This is a genomic window from Runella sp. R5_40, assembly GCF_057652295.1.
Genome location: NZ_JBYFCH010000023.1, coordinates 1 through 19,028 on the forward strand (window position 1 = coordinate 1; position 19,028 = coordinate 19,028).

Annotated in this window: 12 protein-coding genes; 1 reads left to right on the forward strand and 11 read right to left on the reverse strand. The window is 43.9% G+C overall.

The features are described 5' to 3' along the window. The 3 genes from AC23N5_RS26190 to AC23N5_RS26200 all read right to left on the reverse strand — a co-directional run. Positions 1–404, reverse strand: a 404-nt coding sequence (locus tag AC23N5_RS26190) for an ATP-binding protein (protein WP_487757810.1), incomplete at its 3' end; no start/stop codon positions are given. Positions 405–670: 266 nt separating this feature from the next. Then, positions 671–2,413, reverse strand: a complete 1,743-nt coding sequence (locus AC23N5_RS26195; protein WP_487757811.1) for a TIM-barrel domain-containing protein — start codon at positions 2,411–2,413, stop codon at positions 671–673. A gap of 21 nt (positions 2,414–2,434) precedes the next feature. Beyond that, the gene (locus AC23N5_RS26200) at positions 2,435–3,601 is read right to left on the reverse strand and encodes a CPBP family intramembrane glutamic endopeptidase (RefSeq protein WP_487757812.1); all 1,167 of its coding nucleotides are present in this window, start codon (positions 3,599–3,601) and stop codon (positions 2,435–2,437) included. A gap of 179 nt (positions 3,602–3,780) precedes the next feature. On the opposite strand from AC23N5_RS26200, the gene AC23N5_RS26205 reads away from it, so the two are divergent. Continuing rightward, on the forward strand, positions 3,781–3,936 hold the full coding sequence (locus tag AC23N5_RS26205) for a hypothetical protein (RefSeq protein WP_183972785.1): 156 nt from the start codon (positions 3,781–3,783) through the stop codon (positions 3,934–3,936). A 105-nt stretch (positions 3,937–4,041) separates the two neighbouring features. Here AC23N5_RS26205 and AC23N5_RS26210 read toward each other — a convergent pair whose 3' ends face one another. The 8 genes from AC23N5_RS26210 to AC23N5_RS26245 all read right to left on the reverse strand — a co-directional run bounded on the left by AC23N5_RS26210 (position 4,042) and on the right by AC23N5_RS26245 (position 18,940). Beyond that, positions 4,042–5,283 (reverse strand): FG-GAP repeat domain-containing protein, encoded by a 1,242-nt coding sequence (locus AC23N5_RS26210; protein WP_487757813.1) that lies wholly within the window; start codon positions 5,281–5,283, stop codon positions 4,042–4,044. An 89-nt stretch (positions 5,284–5,372) separates the two neighbouring features. Further along, positions 5,373–6,575 carry a VWA domain-containing protein gene (locus tag AC23N5_RS26215; protein ID WP_183972789.1) on the reverse strand — a complete coding sequence of 401 codons (1,203 nt, stop codon included), beginning with the start codon at positions 6,573–6,575 and terminating at the stop codon, positions 5,373–5,375. After that, positions 6,562–9,534 carry a DUF4132 domain-containing protein gene (locus AC23N5_RS26220; RefSeq protein ID WP_487757814.1) on the reverse strand — a complete coding sequence of 991 codons (2,973 nt, stop codon included), beginning with the start codon at positions 9,532–9,534 and terminating at the stop codon, positions 6,562–6,564. Before AC23N5_RS26220 ends, AC23N5_RS26215 begins: the two co-directional genes overlap by 14 nt. Before the next feature lie 11 nt (positions 9,535–9,545). Beyond that, positions 9,546–11,807, reverse strand: a complete 2,262-nt coding sequence (locus AC23N5_RS26225) for a DUF5682 family protein (RefSeq protein WP_487757815.1) — start codon at positions 11,805–11,807, stop codon at positions 9,546–9,548. Positions 11,808–11,854: 47 nt separating this feature from the next. Next, positions 11,855–14,824: a DUF4132 domain-containing protein gene (locus AC23N5_RS26230; RefSeq protein ID WP_487757816.1), complete on the reverse strand. Its 2,970-nt coding sequence runs from the start codon at positions 14,822–14,824 to the stop codon at positions 11,855–11,857. Positions 14,825–14,906: 82 nt separating this feature from the next. Continuing rightward, positions 14,907–15,986, reverse strand: a complete 1,080-nt coding sequence (locus AC23N5_RS26235) for an ATP-binding protein (protein WP_183972798.1) — start codon at positions 15,984–15,986, stop codon at positions 14,907–14,909. Beyond that, positions 15,983–17,554, reverse strand: a complete 1,572-nt coding sequence (locus tag AC23N5_RS26240) for a DUF5691 domain-containing protein (RefSeq protein WP_487757817.1) — start codon at positions 17,552–17,554, stop codon at positions 15,983–15,985. The genes AC23N5_RS26235 and AC23N5_RS26240 overlap by 4 nt, the downstream gene beginning before the upstream one ends. 30 nt (positions 17,555–17,584) lie before the next feature. Then, positions 17,585–18,940 (reverse strand): SWIM zinc finger family protein, encoded by a 1,356-nt coding sequence (locus tag AC23N5_RS26245; protein WP_487757818.1) that lies wholly within the window; start codon positions 18,938–18,940, stop codon positions 17,585–17,587. Positions 18,941–19,028: the final 88 nt, after the last annotated feature.

Sequence of the window (19,028 nt, forward strand, 5' to 3'; positions counted from 1 at the left end):
TCAAGTAGCTCAAAATAAGAAAATGGCAAAAGGGTTAATAAGGCAACTCTTCCCGCCAACGACTGCGTGATTTTTTGTATGAGCAAAAAGTTCTGTGAGCCCGTCAAAACATACTCTCCTGTTCGGTTACGCTCATCAGTGAACACTTGTAAGTACGAGAATAAATCGGGGATATTCTGTACTTCATCCAAGATAACGCGGTTTTGGTACCGCTCCAAGAAACTACGCGGGTCATTTTGAGCCAAGGCTCTATTGTCAAGCAGCTCCAGGTTGACATACTGATAATCAGAAGCAAACAATTTAGAAAACGTGGTTTTTCCCGATTGTCTCGGCCCAGAGATAGATACCATCGGAAACTTAGTCAGCAGCAATTGTGCTTTATGGGTCAGTGCTCTCGGAATCATTTATGTAAATTTAAAATACAATTGTAAATTTACATAAAATTCTATAAAGTTCAAATAATCAATGTTTTAACTCTCGATTTATATTCTACTGGAAACGGATTGGCGCAGCAGTAAGGTTGTTACAAGTCCTTCCAAGTTTCAAAAACTTGGAAGGACTATCTTAATTCTTATTCTAATAGATACGGTGCTATTTTCATCATCAATAGGTTAAATGGAACACAAGATGGCAAGTTACAAGTTACTTTGTAATGATGTTAAAAGCGGTCTTAATAGTCAATTTGATAGTTCCCGACAGAGTAAGTATCCGTTTTGAGATAAAGCTTTTGTTTATGTGCCTCAAAGCGAAAAGTGATGGTTTTTCCGTCTAGGGTTACCGTTTTTGGGGCTTTGGCAGCATGAATGGCAAGGATGTGTGGCACGTGTTTTCCTGTCAACGAAAGGGTGAGACTAGTGGCATGTTGTGCTACTCGAAGTGTTGTAGGGGTTTGATTTTGAGGGTCATAGATACTAAACTCATTACTTCCTGCGGGATAAACCAGCCACGTGAGGTAGTTGCGGGAGGTAGAATCACCAATCCCCGTATATGCGCGTTCGATTCGCAACGGAATAATGCTGCCTTCTTTGATGTAAACGGGAAATTCTTCCAGTGGAAACCGTTTGGTAAACTTTGTATTGCCTTCCAACAGTTCATGGTCGTTAAACCAATACCGCCATTTACCAGCGGGCAAGGTTACTTCGTTGTCGAGTTGGTCTTGGTAAATGGGCGCTACCAACAAATGGTCGCCAAACATATAATGATACTTGCCTTCCGTAGGTTGTTGTAAGCGCGTACCTCCTCGGTGGGCCGATACAACATAGCTGTACATGTAGGGAACCAATTCGGTATGCAGCCACGAAAAACGCCGAATGATGTCTAATTCTTGGGCACTTCGTTTCCAAAGGGCTCGTTCGCCGTGGCCACCGTTGAGAAACAAGCCGCAAAAAGTCGAAAATTGAGCCCATCGAATGTACAGTCGCGGAGGGATGGAGTCGCCCGAAAAGCCCGCTATGTCAGAGCCAATGACGTTATAGCCCCTTTTGGCACTTCGTAAAATGCTTTGAATCGCCGACTCAAATCCTTGTACTCCGTCCAAAGCGATGTCTTTTTCTTTGCCGTTACTTGAAAGTGCTTCTGGACTTCTCCAATGGTGTTTTTGGTCGCCTACCCAGTTGACGGGGGAGGCGTCGATGGGGGCGAAGCCTTCGGGGTGAAACCAACGATCCATGGCGCGGCTCAACGTTACAAATTCAGGGTTGTGGCGGAGGCCATTGGTATATTCCTCCCGATAGTACCAGTCCATGTATTGGCGTGTACTCATCCAACCCGAGTGCGTTTTTTGGTACAAAAAAGGCAAAAAACCTATTTGTTGCCGAAACAAAGTAGCTGTTCCGTCCAATTTCCAGCCGTCTATTCCGTACTGAAGCACGTTTTTTTGCAACCCTTGCCACCAGTTCCGAGCGTCGGGGTTAGCGTAGTCGATAAAACCTCCTTTGCCCTTCCACCATTTGATTTCGTTGCCGTTTCCGACCAAATAACCGCGTTGTTTTGCGTTTTGGTAAAAATCTTGCGATGCCGTGAGGCGGGTGTCTTTGCTATAACTGTCCACCATCGAAGTCATCCAAAGTACCACACGGTAACCTTTCTCCTCTAAGCCCTTGAACCATTGGGCGGGTTTGGGATAACGCAGCGTATCGACCTCAAAATCATTGTATCTCAAACTCCACGGACTGTCAATCAACAGTGTCCGTACGGGGATGTCGTGCTTCGCGTAGCCTGCCAGCAACGAATCTTCGTAGGCGGCAGTGTTTTTATCGTCTTCCCAAAGCCAACATTCCAACGCCCAAGCGGGCGTAAGGGGAGGGTTGCCGTGACGTTGGGCATTAAAAGGGATTCCCCAAAAAGGAAGCACGAACAAAAAATAGGCAAGAATAAGCAGCACAACGGTACTGTATCCTACGATTTTGAGCAATTTTTTGACAAAAACCATCTTCTAAATGTGAAACAAAAACTCCGACGAATTGACAAGCGTATGGACAAGGGCCGCGTAAAATACGTTTTGGGTTTTGAGGTAGGTATAGCCATACGCCCAACCCGCCACACTGGCAAGCCCCACAAAAAGCATAGAACCCGCGTGAAAATGCACAAGTCCGAAAAACACACTGGTGATAGCAAGGGCAGTATAGGTGCCTAATTTTTCAAACTTCTGTCTTTCTATCAAATACGCCGCGCCAAACAGCAAGGCAGTGGTGAGCATGGGAAACCAAGTAAGTTTGGGCTCGACCAAACAGCCTGTGACAAACGATAGCACAAAAAAGAAGATAAAACCCCATTTCAAATAGGCATTCCAGCGGGGGCTGTTGGTGACTTTGCGGGTGATTAAGTTTTGCAAAATTCCCCGTAAAAATAATTCTTCAAAAAGCGCCGTTCCGCAAAAGATTCGCACAAAATCCTTGAGGTATTCGTACATGAAAGTAGAAGAAAGAATATCGTGCCCCGTTAGGTTTAAGAATTTGCCAAAATAACCAAGCACTGCCACCAACAGCAAAAACGATAACCAAGCACCGAGGGCAATGAAGAGGTAATTCCACCGAAAAGTGAGGTAAAAGCCGACGTTGGGCAAGCGACGAACGTACGAAAAGCCATATACGGCCGAAATCATAATCACCAACCGCATGGCGTTGCTAAAACCTGATCCTTTGAAGGGCAACGACGTCCCGACGCCAAACGAAATACTGGTGGCGGGAATCACAATCAGCAGCAAAAAAATGACATCCGACCAAGCTACGGGGGCATCAGCGCGTTGTAAGGCAATAAAGCCGAGCGTGGGGAATATCAAAAAAAAGATAAACAACCCCGCCGAACCTTGAAATGGACTGTGACCGTGGACGATGAGATAAGCATACAAAATGATAATCAGCAAAGCAGGAAAAAGCAGCGCCCGTTGTCCCGAAGCGGTAAGCCGAGGTTGCCAGCGTGCCACCACTGCAGGATGCCCAACGGTAAAAAGTAGAAAGAAAAGTACAACAAAAAAAGGACTGTCTAGGGCAAGTTCTGTGGCTGAGAGTTGACGGTTGAAAGTGAGGCAAAGCCCTAAAAATAAGGCAGTCAACAAGCCACTTTTGACCAAGGTAGGTGAGTAGGAGGTAGTAGGATTCATAATGATTCAATACTTTGAATGTACTACTTTCAAAGTATTGAAAAGACTATTCTACCGAGGCATATTTTGAGGGAAGACCGTAAAATAAGTTTTTTGATAAAACAGGTATTTTTACGCTAAATCATTTCAAGAAAAGTCCGCTATTTTGTAGCCTGAAAACTCTTAAACTTTACCACATTATGAAACCAGTAAAAAGCTACCGCATCATGGAAGAAAAACGAACCCCGTTGGTGTTGGACCAAACGATTTGGCTAGCTGGCTTAACTCTCTTGATTTTTGGTTACATCGTATTTCACTACTTGTACCCAATGATTAGCAAAGGGCTATTTTTCTAGCTTTTAGCAGCCAAGACAAACATTTTCCATAAAAAAAGCGAGCCTAAGCTCGCTTTTTTGTTTTGTGATTCAACAAAGGTTTTGCTTCTCCGAAGCTGTAAAATTTTATTTTTTGCCTTTCGTAAGATAATTCTCAAACAAATACACTCCGTTTTTATTGGCAATGACGATGTCTAAGGTCTTGTCGTTGTTCATGTCCTTTACCGTAACGTTCAATCCCGACCCCGAATCGTTGTCTATCAGGTGTTCTTTCCAGTAGGGGGCTTTACCTGGGGTAAACGCTAGCCAGAATAAAATAGAGGCGTCGGCGTCGCCTGGGTCGCGGCCGTGGTGGGCCAAAAAGCGTTTGCCCGTGATGTATTCTTTTTTGCCGTCGCCGTCTAAGTCGGCCATGATGGAAGAGTGCGTTTGGGCGGTGGTAGTACTGATGAGGTGGGTTTTAAAGTTGAGGTTGCCTTGGGCATCCGTGATTTGTTGGTGCCACCATACCCCCAATGCGTGTGCGGAGGCGCTTACCACGTCATTTTTACCGTCGCCATCCACGTCCAAAATCTGCATGTGCGAGCAGGGGTCGCCGAGGTTGGCAGGGTGAAATTTCCAGTTGCCCGAACCAAGGTCTTTGGTTCCTTCAAACCATCCTTCCCGTACCACAATGTCGTTCAGCCCGTCTTTGTTGAGGTCGCCGTAGCCAATTCCGTGCGAAAAATTTTCGGTTCCAGCTACTTTTTCGCCCGTTAGAGGAAATCGTTGCCATTTGGTTTCGCCTTTTTTGGTGGGGGCTTTAAGCCAAACAATTTGTTTTTTGGCGGGGTCGCCGCACAAAATATCAAGCCGTCCGTCTTTATCGATGTCCACAAACGCGGGCGATTCGTTGGATACACCCATCGAGTCGGCGATGATGTGTTTCGTCCAAGCTTTTACTGCCTTGTTCTTAGGGTTTTCAAACCAAAAAGCGGGTTTTCCTGGAAAATCAATGATGACCACATCGTCCCAGCCGTCCAGATTAACGTCCATTCCTAAATTCAGAAACGAATTGCTGTATTCTTTTCGAGGGTTAAACACGTTGGAAAACATCCCGAAGCCCACGGCGGGCGACTCAGTTTGTTTGGCGTCGGCGGGGTGCATTTGGTGGACTTTCCAAGTGGGAGCTTCAAACCAATAATACCCCGCCACAATGTCCATTTTACCGTCGCGGTTCAAGTCGGCGACGGTCGCCCCCTCCGAAATAAATTCGCGGGTGAGGGTGGTCTTCTTAAAACCCGAAGGCAGCATGGTGGTGACGGGTTGTTGTGCCCAACTACCAAAACTGACGATGAAAAGAAACAGTATAAAAGCCCTGAAAGTCATGTTTTTAGAGAGGGTAAGGGTTTGTAAATAAAAGGTTGATTCTAAAAGTGAACCCCAACCCGCTTTTACTTTATTGTCGCCGCGTGCCCCTAGGTTTTATGGCCTTTAAGTACAATTTCGTGGTCGCCTGCCCATTGAGCCATGTCTTGTTTACTGATGGCGGCGGCCATCATGTCTGGAAAAAGGTCGGGGGTACAGGCAAATACGGGAACACCCAGCGAAGCTAAAAATTTGGCGTTTCCTTTTTCATAGGAAGGTGTTCCATTGTCGTCTAAAGCAAGCAAAACAATTAACTGAACGCCATCGGCCACCAATTCTGTCATCCGCATTCGCATTTGCTTTTCGGGCTCTCCACCCCCTTCGTACAAATCACTTATCAAAACGAGGATGGTTTCGTCGGGTTTGGTAATTATTTTTTTGCAATAGGTTAATGCTTTGTTTGTGTCATTACCGCCTCCCAATTGGACTCCAAAAAGTAAGTCTATGGGATCTTTCAAATCCTCGGTTAAATCAACCACTTGCGTGTCGTAGGCTACTAATTGGGTTTTTATCTGGGGCAAAGAAGCCATTACCGCGCCAAAAATCCCTGTATAAACAACAGAAGTTCCCATCGAACCACTTTGGTCGAGGCAAAGAACCACGTCTTTGAGCGAGCGTTTGCTTTTGCGCCCATACCCAATGCGGGTTTCGGGGATAATCGTTCGGTACTCGGGTAGATAATGTTTTAGATTTTTACGAATGGTCGTGTTCCAGTCGATTTCATTGTAACGTGGCCTTTTGTTACGGCTGCTGCGATTCAACGCCCCCGTGATGGCCTGAACCGTTTTTTGTTCCAACTTTTGAATAAGCTCTTCTACGACTTTCTGAACTACCCGACGGGCGGTATCTTTGGTTTTTGAGGGAATAAGTTTGCCCAATTCCATTAAACTCGCCACGAGCGCCACGTTTGGAGTAGCTTGTTCTAAAATTTCGGGTTCGAGCATCAGTTTTTGTTGTAGAACGGGCTGCTTAAGGGCATCTCCCTGCATTACTTGGACCACCGACTGCGGGAAATAATTGCGGATGTCGCCCAGCCAACGAGCAATATCGGGTTGCGATTGTCCACGCCCTACTTTTGAATTATCCTTTTCAATGTATTCAAACCGTTGCTTTCGTTCAAATTCATAGAGTGCCGAAAGGGAAGCATCAATTTGTGCATCCATCCCGCTGAGTTGGCAGTCGGTTCCGTCGGCCTCGTCACCGCCGAGAATAAGCCGCCAACGGCGTAAGTTTTGAGAATCAGTGTTTGACATTGGCTTTTTCGTTGGATTGGCGTGTGTCATTTTCTTTAAAAAACTGCATATCAGACATTACTTCTGAATAAACGATGGGGGGGACATTTTCAAACGAGATAAGTCGTGTATCGTTTTTGTTGGAAGGCTCATCGTAAACGTAACTACCAAATTGTACGCTTTTTTTGCTCACAAACATCAGTCCACCAATTTCGGCATTGTCGTCCAAATAACCGACCCCAATACTTCCTTCCTGCATCAGAATGGCCGTAATTCCAAGTTCTGAAAAGTCTTTGTAATAACTTGAAATGCCGCCGCCGTCCACAACGGAGCCTCTAAACCAACCCGATTTTTCGAGTCTTGCCACAAAAGCGTAGCCTCCCATTTGGATGCCCTGAAATTGTAGCGAGAGGGTAATCCCCGTATCTTTTTCGTCAAATGGGATGATAGCTCGTTGAAGCTGAGGGAAAATCGGTGATAAGTCAGCGTCATAGAGGGCTTCCGTCCAGTACGTTAGTTGGTCTGGGCGCAACTGAAGGGGATGAACCATGCCAATAAAAAGGTCTTCGGCTAGGTCAATTTCGTCGCCTTCTTCGTTGATAAGGGTTTGGTCTTCATCGACTTTGAAGGTAAAAAGCAATTGCTGGTTTTCGTCGTACGCTCCCCAAATCAACCGAATCGCATAGACAAACATGACGGGGTTGGTCAAAAAAAACGCCTGCCATTTTTCAGAAGCCCATTTTCGTTGAATGACCAAATACTGTTCAAGACGGCTCGATTGGGATTTGACAATGTCCCGAATCTCTTTCCCAATTTCTTTGAATTCGTCTTGCACTTCCTTAGTGGTGCCTTTGGGGAGTGATTTGAAAACTTTGTTGTCTTCGTTTAAAAAAGCAAGTTTGAAATCGTTGCCGATGAAAGCCCGAAAAGTATCTCCCTGAACGTCAAAAGTTTTGAAAAGTCCGTCAAAGCCAAAATCAGGGATGATGGCATCGGCAAGGTCATAAGGCGAAACGCCAAGTTCGTCGGCCACCAGACCAAAGGATTCGTTGGCTGCCGCTCCGATGTTTTTGTTCTTGTTTTTGTACTTTCTGGAGAAAAACTCCACGCCTCGGAGGGCTTTGGTACTACCGTTGAGGGCAAGGGCTTTGACGGCATATTCGGCCATTTTTCCCCGACCTGCTTCGGCCCATTCGTTTACTTTTCGTTTGAGGAGGTCTATTTCATGATCGCCGCCTAAGATACTGCCGATGGTTAGGCAAAACTTTTGTTTGGAGTCGGCGCCCCCAAGGGAGAAATAGTTGTGAAGAATTGCTTTGGCAAAAGGCTGGGCTTGGGTTTTATCAAGGAAGTCCAAAAGTGCCTTGGCTTCGAGGTCGATACGAATTTCTTTGGCTCGACTCATGCGATAAAGCAAAAACCGCGTCGCGTCTTGCTCCAGCAACGTGCCGTCGAGGTAGCTTAGGGCAGGAAGCTGGGCATCATCAAGCCACGTTTCCAAAGGGCCGTCGATTTTACCTCTCTCTTTGGCTTTTTGAATTTTTTCCTGAATCTGCTTTTTAGTGGGAGGGGCCGACAATAACCCTTTTAAGCCTTCGAGCATTAGGTCGCGGGCATCGTCATTTTTTTCGGTTTCGAGCGCATTATTGAGAATGGCGATAGCTTCATCGGTTTTAATAAGTGATAAAATCAAAGCCCCCACTTGTCGAACATCGGCTTTTTTGTGTTGAAGCAAAACCGTCGCTTTGGAAATGGAGCTGTTACCTAGTTTGCTGAGGGTTACTGCGGCCAATTCGCGTATTTTCTTGGTTTTATGCGCGCTAAGTGCCCATACTTCCTCTTCGTATTTGCTAAAATCGAGGGTGCCTAGTAGCTTAAAATATTCTTTAAAAGAATGCGTGTTTTCCCAATTTAGGTTTTGAATATTCATTCTTAACCCTTCCATGATGAGGTCTAGGCCGTTTTGGCCTAAATGCAAGGCAATTACCTTGGTGACTTCAATGGGTATCCGATAACATTTTTTGAGAACGTTGTGAATAATCGCTTCGGCACCCTCAATGTTGTTTTTGAGAAGGTAGTCAATGCTCGTTTCAAGAAAAGTGACATGTCGTCCAAGTGATTGATGGTAGGTGCTGCTTGGATTGTAATGGAGGCCTGCCGATTGCATGATATGATGCTCTTTAGACAATACGTTGAACATCAATTCAGTTGTGCGAGGTTGGTATTTTTCGGGAAAATGAGCCAGCAGTAGGTTATTAATGGCGATTAGATTTTCCGACTTTTTGACCGTTTCTACCCGTTTTTCGATGAAAGGTTCGTAGAGTTCAGCATTGAATGCTAGTAATTTTTCAAAAACAGGAATTTGGTTCTCGAATTGTAGAAATGTACTAACGTGCCCGTGGACAAAGTCGGGTTGGGTCGCTAAAAGTAATGTTAGAAACGGCAGAAAGTCGGGTTGAAAAGCTTGAAAGTAAACTTGTTTTTTCTCCGTTAAATTTTCTAAAATAAATTGACCTAAACCAGTGGGCTTGGCCGAAGTATCTAATAGCTTAGCGTACCCAAACACGAGTCCATTGATGAAGAAAGGCAAGGTGATTTGGTATTTTTGGGCGTGGGCTTCGAGTTGTTTTACTAAATATAATTGATTTTCGCCTTCAAGTTGACGAACCATCCAGCGTACAAAATAATTGTAACAACCATAATGGTAGTCTTTAATAGATTTTGGAGCTTCCCAGATGGTTGGATGGGTCGCAATATCCATCACGCGGTCATGTAACTCGTTCCAATCGGTTAGTTTGGAAGGAAGAAGGGTAAGTAACTCAGAAAAATACCAATAACTGGTACTGCCTAAGTGGGGTTTTCGGTCGGTTTCGCCGTTTAGGTAGGCAAAAACCTGGTCAAAGGTCGCTTGGTTATAGCTATAGGAATAGCCTTCTTTGACAGAGTTGATGTAGTTTTGAAGCTGAACGTGTTGATTCATAGCTGTTTGTTTTAATTTAATCCCAATAATAACTGCAACATGGGTAAAACTTCCTCGGCGCGTTGGTGATCGAAATCCGTTGTATCGGTGGGTTCAAGAACTATTGTTTGTTCTACATTAGCTCCTTTTTTGGCTTTTTCACCCAGTTGTTTGCGCTCCGAGGGCTCAAATTTGGAAAAGGTTCGGCGGAGGATTGGAAGCAATTCAATAAAATAGTCTTCTGAAAGTTCAAAAACCCAACGGTAGAGCAGGTTCCAAAGCACGTTATCGTACAGCAGAATCATGCCACTTCCTTTAAGAAAACCTTCAACCCATCCTGCGGAGTAAATAGGGTCATTTCCCTTGGACAAGGCCAGTTCAAACCGTTGGGCAGTTTGTGCTTCGTTCAATTCGCTGGCATCAAACAAGAGTCGGCAGGTACAACCCAAAATGAGCGAATTGAGGCCCTCTTTGTCGAGTAAAAGGTGTAATGTACTTCGCCATTGTTGGGTAAGTGTTTCATTCTCAATGAGACGTGTGGCTTCGTTGACGCTTTTGATGTAATCAAAAACCTTTCTTGAGTTTTCGTCATCGAGGCCGTAGCAAGCATTGGGCAATCCGATGCAAATTCGGGTGAGAAGACCTTCTACCAATTGATTGATAGCCGACAAATCCGTTTTTCGAACGTTCCCGTAGCGACTCACTTCGACCAAAGGAGGAAGCGCCGTCATCAGTTCAATAATGTCGGATGAAACCGTGGCAACCTCGCTGATTTTACGCAATAGTTGCTCTATGGCTCCAAACAATTCGGCGGGAATGGCCTGCTGAATCAGGTCGGCAAGGTCTTTGATATCGTTGGTCTTTTGACTTTTGTCCACCAAAAACTTGGTACAGGCGTCTTCCACCGTATTTCCCCATATTCCTTTTTCGATTAGGTGGATAAACATTTCGGGCTGCCAACGAAGCGTCCACGCCTCCTTGAATGTTCCTTTGGTTCGAGCGGCCAACTGCGTGCCCCATTTGATGTCCAAAATGGCAAGTCGGTAGATGAGCTTACTGCGATTTAAATCGGTCTCTTTGCGCAGGTCAAGTTCATAGTCTTTCTTTTCGGCCGTAATGGGCAATCGGTAGCTTTTGGCTAGCTTTTCAAAGTTTTCTTGCAGAGGTAATTTAGGAAGCTCGTCGGGGACTTTTCCAATGCGTTGGGCAACAATCAACTCTTTTTTGACCAATTCGAGTAAGATTCCATCGCCCATGCACATGACGGTCTGGGTAGCTTCGTTGAGTTCGTGAAGTCCCACCCGCGACAGCGCCCGCAGACTCGCCAGCGTTTCTGCCAACCGAAAGGCTTCGATGACGTGCGCGGTAGAAATGTCCATTTTTTTCTGACGAAACAGCCAAGCTACTTTCGTTAGCCAGCGCGAGCCATCGTCTTTTTGGCCGTATTTCCAAAGGTGTTCGTACCATCCTGGAGAGGTAATTCCCGCCCCGTAGCCCGAAAACATCGAAAGGCGGTCGTTGGTCCAAGGAATCCACGTACAGCCAACTTTAATTTTTGTTTTGGGCAACGCTTTCAACAGTTTGGCGTCCTGCTTCGCCGTGGCTTCGACGTCGAGGAGGGCAGGAGCGTGCCAGGCACCACACACCACGACAATGTTGGTATAGAGTTCGTTTTGAGCTTTCCGAATCAGTTCTCGCATGTACGCTTCACGTGCCACGTTTTCTTGGTCTAATGCAGATTTTACCTGGGCGGCACGAAGTTCGCTCATCATCAACAACACCGCTTCAAAATGTTCTTGCGCGTTGTTGGGAATGTATTTTTGCTCAAAGTGATGTTCCCACCAAAGTTCCGAATTGTCGTAACCTGCTACGTCAGCAAAGTAAGAAATGGGGTCTTTGAAGGGAAGCAGGAACTCCTGTTTTTCTTCTTGTTGCTCCACTGTTTGCTCTTTTTGAGCCGCTCGTTGGTTGATTTGTTCTTGAAAAGAAATAGCCAGAGGCAAATCGACCATGCGAACGGGAAGCTGTTGGGCATGGGCGTACGAAATAGCTTGCCATTCGGGAGAAAATTCGGCAAAAGGATAAAACGTAGCTTGCTGAGGGTCGTCGAGATTATACCCCAGCACGGCCACAGGCGGTTTTAAACCACTTTTTCCCACCCACTGAACGATGGGGTCGAGTTCGGGCGGGCCTTCCACCAAAATAATATCAGGCTGTATCTGCGCCAATCGCTCAACGACATTCTTGGCCGAACCCACCCCGTGATGACGTATTCCTAAAATATGAAGCGGCATTTCGTAAGTTTATTAATTTCCCGTTTTGAGTAGTTAAAAGGTAATTTCTAAACGGCATTTATTAATCGGTAAATATCAAATAACACTTCTGAAAAGAAAACTGGGGGTATATCTTTCAATGATAACGTATCATTCCACGATTTTCCTCTAAATGAAATATTATTCATAGTAGCTTTGGCATTCCCACCTTGATACCAAGCATAGACACCTTCTATTTCGGCATTTGCCTGAATTGAAGCGGTTTGATGTTTTTTAATGAGTTCAAGATGTCCACCATCACCCGTACTTTTAATCCATCCATATTTTTCAATGGTACTGCTTGCATAATCAGCTCCTTTGGGAATATCCTGATTCTGGAAAATACGCGTATAGCTCAGTTCGAGTTCACCCGTAGATGGAGTAAAAGTTTTTCTTTCTAATTGACTAAAAACTGGCAGAATACTGAGCTCGTAAACTTTGCTCTGCCAAGCTTTGATTTGTTCTTGAGTTAGATAGATAGGGTGTAAAATAGAAATATAATCACCCTCTTCAAATTCTATTTCTTCGTCATCAAGGTTCAATAATGAAGTGTCTTCTTGGCAGTAAAATACCTCTTTAAATTCTTTCTCTTTGTTAAAAATGCCCCAAAGTAGCTTCATCGCATAAACAAACATGATAGGGCTTTCCAAAAAAGCAGCTTGCCATTGACCAATAGACCATTGACGTTCTTCAATCATGTATTTTTCAAGACGGCCACTTTGGGTTTTTATGACGTCTCTAATTTCTTTCTCAATTTCTTTAAATTCCTTTTTGAGGTCTGACGAAGCTGATTTTGGAAGGGATTTTCGCATTTTATTGTCTTCATCAAAATAGCAAAGTGTAAAGTCTGAATTGACAAATGCTCTGTATTCATCTCCATCAACCTCAAACGATTTAAAGAGCCCTTCAAATTCAAAATTTGGAATGATTCGGTCCGCTAGTTCGTCGGTTGTTATGTTTAATTCAAGAGCAGCAGCGTCCAAGGCTTTAATGGCGCGGTCACTAACTGTGGGTCTTTTACTTACATATTTTCTTGAAATTACCTCAATACTCCGAAGAGCCTTGTTGGTTCCGACTTGCATCATGGCATCAATGGCGTATTCGGCCATTTTATACCTTTTTTCATCCATGTTATATTTGAAAATACCTTTTAAGGTTGTCAAGGCTTCATCACCGCCCAACATTCCTCCAGTTGTTAAGTAGTACTTGAATTTTGAATTGGAACCAGAGTCAGCAAACGCTTTGAGTAGCGCTTTGGCAAACCCTCCTGATTGATTTCGGTCAATTAAAGGTAATAATTGTCTAAGTTCGATGTCAGAATTTAAACCCTTACCTCGTGGCATTCGATAGAATAAAAACCTTACCTCTTCTTTGGAAAATGCCCCCTGATTGTTTTTCCAATAAATAGGCGGGAGTTGAGACTCATCGATCCATTTTTCGGAAAATTTGGAAAGTTTGCCCCGTTTTGAAGCATTTTGAATAATCGTTTTTGCTTGTGTTAGAGAAATTGGATTCGCGAAAAGAGTTTCTTCTAGTGCCTCAAGGATAACATCACGAGTATCATCATTTTTCTCAACTTCTAATACCGCATTTAAAACTCGCTCAGCATCTTCTGTCTTTAATTTTGACAGTACAAGCGCTGCTACAATTCTTGTATCGGCGGTTTTAGCTTGTAAAAAGTTTTTGGCTGTTTCAAACGATTCGTCGCCCAATTTTGCAAGGGTACTCGCCGCTAAGTTTCGAGTGTTTTTGGTTGCATTATGAATTGCATACTCCCAAACTTTAGGGGCAATGGACGAAAAATTATATTGATCAATTAATGAAAAAACGACGTCGTGGAAGTTTTTTTTGAGGTATTTTGGATTTTTGGTTAAAGCAATAACAAGAAATTCAAGCGAATCACTTCCAAAATGTTCACTTAAAAATCGAGGGAATTCTGGGTAAAAAAAGTCACTAACTTCGAGGTAATTTCGTATCCGTTCTTTAGCTGTATTTTCGTCTTTTTTTAACAGCCATTTCGCGATAGCCACACTGGAAGGTTGTCCATTTGCATAGGATTCAATTAAATAACTGGAATAAACTTGCCCTTCTGCAATGCATTGTTGAGTATAATATTCATTTATAAACTGCTCAATTTTATCATTGTATTTATTAGGTATATATTCGTCCATTTTAATATACACACTAAATCGGTTATATGGCTCCGTGTGTATATCTTTCATAACCTCTACTACATCTTGCTCAAAATTAACTGCTTTTTTATCAATGAGATACAAGATATTTTCTATATCTAATTTTTTACAAGGTAGATATGCAGAAATTGAATTGTCATAAACACTATCCATTCTATACATAAATTTAACGTATTGATTTTCAAGTGCTTCTTGATGATAGGTGAACAAAAAATCTAAAATATGAGATTTTAAATTACGGTAACCTCCAAAAGCATTTTGAAAGACAATCTCTAAAAGTTGTTGTGATTCTTCTGTTTTTGTCGTTTTTAATTGTTCGAGAAGGTATTTTCCGTATATAGAAAGTTGTTTTATTCTATCTTGAAAATAAAATAAAACTGAGTGATTACCGTTAGAGAATAAAATTTGACATATATCAGTATCTTTAAATCCTTGTTTCTTAAAAAAGTTGAGATATTTGTTGAACTCTTCTTCAATTAGTTCACTGTAACTTGTCAATTTAGACCTTATAAAATTCCATATAATCCTCTTATAAATAGAATTGTCAGAGACAGGTCTGATGAGTTGATGAATCACAATATCCTCTATTGTCCAAAGCTCATTTTTTTTAATAATGGCCCAGTCTAAAAAATCTACACCTCTATATTCGACCGATTCAAGAATAGAAATGTCATTTTTTTGTAATAAAAAATCTAGGACTAAGCTGATTTGTTGGCTATACCTAAGGGCGTAATTTGGTTCACGTTTTTCTACATTTTCAATTCGCCCTTGAGCAGCATTAATTAAAATATTTGTTCTTGAATCCATGTCTTTATTAAGGTTTTTGTGTTTTAATATTAGTGTTTTGTTAATTTCTATGACTAACAAAACACTAGTTGATTGTCGGTAGTTACAAAGTGATTTCCTTACAAGCCCGATACACGTCTTTCCATTCGGCGCGAGGTTTGACGACGGTTTCGAGGTATTCGTTCCAGACTACTTTGTCCTGAACAGGGTCTTTGACAACCGCACCTACCAAACCTGCAGCAACGTCTTGGGCATTTAGGCGACCGTCGCCAAAATGAGCAGCCAGGGCAAGTCCATTGTTGACGACCGATATGGCTTCGGCGGTGCTCATGGTACTGGTGGGTACTTTGATTTTGGTTTTCCCGTCGGCTGTCACTCCCGCGCGTAATTCGCGGAAAATGGTCACAATGCGTTGAATCTCTTTCAAAGAAGGTGCTTCTGCGGGAAGTTCAAGGGCTTTTTGCAAACTTGAAACACGGTGCTGAACGATCGAAATTTCTTCTTCCATCGAATCGGGCACGGGAAGAATGACGGTATTAAAACGTCGTTTCAACGCCCCCGAAAGCTCATTTACTCCTTTGTCGCGGTTGTTGGCCGTCGCAATGACGTTGAAACCCGAAACAGCCTGCACTTCCATGTTGAGTTCAGGAATGGGTAAGGTTTTCTCGGACAAAATCGTGATGAGCGTGTCTTGGACGTCGGCGGTGATACGCGTCAACTCCTCGATGCGGGCAATTTGCCCCGTCCGCATCGCATACATCATGGGAGTGGTTACGAGGGCGTTTTCGGTGGGGCCTTCGGCCAATAGGCGAGCATAGTTCCAGCCGTATCTTATGGCTTCTTCGCTCGTTCCTGCCGTCCCTTGAATAAGTAAGGTCGAATTTCCTGAAACGGCCGCCGCTAAGTGTTCTGCCACCCACGACTTGGCCGTGCCAGGAAGCCCATAAAGCAACAACGCGCGGTCGGTCGTAAGGGTAGCCACGGCAATTTCCATTAATCGTCGGCTTCCGATGTACTTGGGGGAAATTTCAAACCCGTTTTTCAATTTTCCGCCCATTAAGTATTGCACCACGGCTTGGGGCGACAATTTCCAGTTGGTAGGGCGTTTGTGGGCATCTTGTTTGCCAATTTCTTCCAATTCAAGCGCAAACTGTTGTTCGGCATGTTGTCTTAGTACGTTCATAGTGCTGTTATTTGTTCTATTTCTTCTTTTATTTCTAGGTGTTTAAAGAGAATGTCGGCAACGTGGGTGTTCCAATAGTTTCGTTGCCAATCTTGGGATAATTCATTTTGAAGTGAGTAAAGCAGGTCTTTGGAACTGACGTGTAATTTCCGCCCCAACTGATTTAAAAAATTTCGGTCGGAAAAAACGTAGTAATAGTTTGAACCATCAAGCTCTTTCACTAACGCGGACAACGCCTTTTTTGAAAATTGAGATGACCAATTTTGCGGCGGACCTTCCGTTGTGAAGGCTTTTACCAACGCAAACGAAAGTTGGAAATGATGTAACAACAGTTCTTCTTGGTCGGGCCAAGGCAAACGTTGAAGTAGGTCTGTTTTTTGTACTTCTAAGTGGGCAGTTACTTTCAAAAAAGCATTGATTTCATCGGGCGACGCAAACGCCATTGCTTCACTGAAGGCGTATAAATACGCCGCTGTATTTTTGCTTTGAGTGTTGATAAAAAACTCGACCAATCGTGACAGGTTTCCTTCAAAAAAAGTGATTAAATGACTTGGATGTAGCCATCGAAGCAACGATTGTAGCCAGTATTCGGCGTCCGAAACGCCTTTTTGAGAGCTTAATTTGTCGAATCCAAAGCATTGGTTCATTTCGTCCCCGTTCCAAAAATCCACCTCTGACTCAGGAAGTTGAAGCTGATAATTGGCTGATGAAAAGCCAATTGCGGAAAATAAACCCTTCTTTTTTGTGATACACTTGGTAATTTGCTCGGCTACCACTTTGCCGAATCGACTCCCTTGAATGGAAAGCCGTAATTCGTTGATGAGGTGAATGGTCTCAAGGGTAACAGGTTTGGGCGAAGTCAGGTTTTTGGTCAGTTCCTTATGAATTTGTTCTAAAAAAGGTTCATCGTCGGCCGACAAACCAATTTTTAACGTGGACAATAGATTTTTTCGGTCTTTGGCCGATTCGTTGGGCCAAGCCTGAGCCAAAAGTGACAACGCCTCGGCTGGATTTTGGCGTCGAAGTTCGCTCAAAAATGCCTTTCGTTCGGTAGATTTTCCTTCTTCCCACTGCGTAATGCTCAGCGAAGCGTCCGCGATTTGCCAAGATTCATTGAACTTTGCCAGCCATTTTCCACGCACACCAAGGAGAAGGTGGAGCTGAGGAAGGAGCTGTTTGGGGGTATTGCTCAATGCGTTCACAAGCAAGTCATCGGTCAAAACCCACTGTTTTTGGTGGCATTTTTGAAGGAACAATTCCAGTAAATAGGGGTTCGCTGGCGATAAATCCAACACTTTTTTCCAAAGGGCAACCGTTTTGGGCGGACAGAAATTCGAGGTCTCAGTGTCCTCCAAAGCCAAATTGGGGAGGGTAATTTTGGTCGGATTTTGCCCCACACGACTGTAATTATATAGAACCGCCGCCGCTTTTAGGAAATAACCTTCAGCATCATTTTTATTGCTTTTGGCTAAAATTTCTTGAATGGAGGCAGGGAGTGATTCGGTAGGTAGGGGGTGCCTTTCGGTACCCAATAGGGCGGTTTTTTTTAATAATTCCCAATGAAACATCTGATAATGAATGGAAAAGGCTGTTAATGTTTATAATAGCTGATACGAAAAATTTTGAAAGATACCCAAAGGCCAAACCGACGTGGATTGCCGCAACAGAAAAAGAGAAGTAGGTTGTCCAGCGGTAAAAGCCAATAATTTCCAAATGATGGCTTCTTCAAACGAGTCATGGATACGCATCACTGCCCCTGTGGCGTCTTGAAGATACCAATGGGTTTGGTGCTTGGTGATTTGAAGGTGTTCGACCAATTGAGGGATGTCATCAGCCCAGGGGTTTTGGGCAATGGCACGGGTGTATTCTAGTTGCGAATGGTGCCAGCTTTCAAGTCCTTCCAGCGAGGTAGGAAGAAATGATTTACTTTCTAAGTGATGCTTTACCAATGCACGAAAGGGACTGTGGCTTGGATAAAACACCAAACGAGCTTTGGAGGTATTGCCAGGCACAAGCGGGGTTTCAATGGCAGCGGTTTTGTAAGCAAAATTGAGCACCAACGCAAAACGCTTGGAGTTACACCCGTATAACCAATTTCGTTGGAGGAGAATATCCTCTTCTTGGGTGCTACGTCTGCCAATCACAACCCATTCATCATCAATGGTTTCGGCTTCCTTGTTTTCAAGGAGTTCTTTTTGTTGAACATTCCACCCCACCCGACTTTTCACTTCCTCTTGTACAAGCGGAGGGAGCTGGTCGAGGTTTCTAAATGCCTCGATTTGTAAGTGTATTTTTGCCGCAATTTCGAGGGCTTGGGGTTGCCACGAATCGCCTTTGTAATAGTTGATTTTGGTAAATTCTTTGACCAACGAGGCAAAACCCGTCGCTTGGGCATCCACCATGCGGGCGGCCATTTTTTCAAAGTAGGTGCTACCTTTTTCGGGCAACGCCAATAACCCGCCTCTCACCATGTCTCGAAGCCAAAGGTCAAGCTCGGCAATGCCTGCTTCAACTTTCAGCAAACGGTCGTTTTGGCGCTTTTCCTTGTCTTTGGCTTGTTTGTCTGTTTTTTCTGAATCCTGTTCCTCACTTATTGGCGGCTGTATTTTGGCTTCGGCTTTTTCGGAACGTTTGTTGATCCATTCGCTGACCCAACTAGGCTCGGTCGTGAGCTGAGGAATGTCACCGTTGCGGCGTGCAACCAAAAACAACAGTCCTAAACCGTGTTTGCACGGAAATTTTCGGCTAGGGCAAGAGCATTTAAAGGCGGTATTTTGGAGGTCGATTTGGGTTCGGTAGGGGTCTTTTCCACTTCCTTGCACTTCTCCCCACAGTACCCGCTCGTTGGATTGGTAATTTAACCATTTGCGTTCATTGGCTAAGTCTTTTCCCGCTTTAAGCGATGAAGCATCGGGCGCAAGCTGGTTTACCTGGTCCTCGTTTAGAAAATTCATAGAAAACCTGATTTTTTAGGAAATGCAATTAACGAAAAAATAGGTTTATGTGAAATAAAAATAGATAATCTATCGGAAAAATTTTATT

What these genes read in the sequence shown, in the direction of transcription:
- AC23N5_RS26210 (WP_487757813.1), bottom strand. Translation starts at nt 5,283, where the DNA reads ATGACTTTCAGGGCTTTTATACTGTTTCTTTTCATCGTCAGTTTTGGT.
- AC23N5_RS26200 (WP_487757812.1), bottom strand. Translation starts at nt 3,601, where the DNA reads ATGAATCCTACTACCTCCTACTCACCTACCTTGGTCAAAAGTGGCTTG.
- AC23N5_RS26220 (WP_487757814.1), bottom strand. Translation starts at nt 9,534, where the DNA reads ATGAATCAACACGTTCAGCTTCAAAACTACATCAACTCTGTCAAAGAA.
- AC23N5_RS26240 (WP_487757817.1), bottom strand. Translation starts at nt 17,554, where the DNA reads ATGTTTCATTGGGAATTATTAAAAAAAACCGCCCTATTGGGTACCGAA.
- AC23N5_RS26205 (WP_183972785.1), top strand. Translation starts at nt 3,781, where the DNA reads ATGAAACCAGTAAAAAGCTACCGCATCATGGAAGAAAAACGAACCCCG.
- AC23N5_RS26225 (WP_487757815.1), bottom strand. Translation starts at nt 11,807, where the DNA reads ATGCCGCTTCATATTTTAGGAATACGTCATCACGGGGTGGGTTCGGCC.
- AC23N5_RS26235 (WP_183972798.1), bottom strand. Translation starts at nt 15,986, where the DNA reads ATGAACGTACTAAGACAACATGCCGAACAACAGTTTGCGCTTGAATTG.
- AC23N5_RS26215 (WP_183972789.1), bottom strand. Translation starts at nt 6,575, where the DNA reads ATGTCAAACACTGATTCTCAAAACTTACGCCGTTGGCGGCTTATTCTC.
- AC23N5_RS26245 (WP_487757818.1), bottom strand. Translation starts at nt 18,940, where the DNA reads ATGAATTTTCTAAACGAGGACCAGGTAAACCAGCTTGCGCCCGATGCT.
- AC23N5_RS26230 (WP_487757816.1), bottom strand. Translation starts at nt 14,824, where the DNA reads ATGGATTCAAGAACAAATATTTTAATTAATGCTGCTCAAGGGCGAATT.